This window comes from Dietzia sp. SYD-A1, assembly GCF_015356725.1.
GTDB lineage: Bacteria > Actinomycetota > Actinomycetes > Mycobacteriales > Mycobacteriaceae > Dietzia.
In genome coordinates this window covers 1-969 of sequence record NZ_JADDKI010000614.1, presented here as the reverse complement: position 1 = coordinate 969, position 969 = coordinate 1, and the positions used below count along the sequence as shown (strand labels likewise).

Here is a 969-nt window from a genome sequence, read left to right as displayed (position 1 = left end):
CCCGTGGAGCGGCCCGGCCACGACCACACCCACGAGACCCGCGGCCACGGGGACGACCACCTTGGTCGGCACCCTGTCCAGGACGGCGGGCAGGCCACGCCGCCGGGCTGCGGCCGCGCCATACATGTGTCGGAGTCGCGTCCGGGCCACACCGTCCGGCCATGCGATCAGGGCTCCGGCCAGCAGTACCATCGCCGCCGTCACCTGACGGCCCCCGCGATCAGGGCGTCGAAGACCGGTCGACCGGGAGTCTCTGCCCCATCGGCGCGCCAGGCGGGGTCCACCACGATCCCCTGTGCGTCCCGCCGGACCACTCCCATGGAGTCCACAACCCGCCGCCCGTCGGGCAGTCGCCGCATCCCCACCACCACCCTGAGCGAGGCGGCGACCTGCGCGGACAGCGCCGCGCGGTCGAGCCCGCCGAGGGCTCCGAGTGCCTCGAGTCGTGCCGGGAGTTCCGTGGGTGAATTCGCGTGGACGGTGCCGGCGCTCCCGTCGTGCCCGGTGTTGAGCGCGGCGAGCAGGTCGACCACCTCGCCGCCCCGCACCTCGCCCACCGCGATCCGGTCGGGGCGCATCCGCAGCGCCTGCCGGACCAGATCGGACATCGCAACCCCGCCCGCGCCCTCGACATTGCCGTGCCGCACCACCAACCGGACGACGTGCGGATGGGCGGGTCGCAGTTCCGGGGAGTCCTCGACGCACAGCAGCCGTTCACCCGGCGGCACCAGGCCGAGCAGTGCGGCCAGGAGCGTCGTCTTTCCCGAGCCTGTCCCGCCCACCACCAGGTATCCGATCCGGGCCGCGACCAGTGCCCGCAGCAGTGGCTCGGCCTGCGGCGACACCGTCCCTGACTCCACGAGCCGGTCGAAGGTGGCCTGCGCGGGTCGCGAGACCCGCAGCGACAGGCAGGTCCCGTCCACCGCGACCGGGGGCAGCACCGCGTGCAGCCGCCACGCCATCCCGTCC

2 protein-coding genes are annotated in these 969 nt (G+C 74.4%); both read right to left on the bottom strand.

Annotation, left to right across the window (positions count from 1 at the left end):
- A partial coding sequence (locus IY392_RS19375) for a hypothetical protein (RefSeq protein ID WP_228549594.1) occupies positions 1 to 204 on the bottom strand: 204 nt, incomplete at its 3' end.
- Positions 201 to 969, bottom strand: a 769-nt coding sequence (locus tag IY392_RS17700; protein ID WP_194861942.1) for a CpaF family protein, incomplete at its 5' end; no start/stop codon positions are given. The genes IY392_RS19375 and IY392_RS17700, both read right to left, overlap by 4 nt.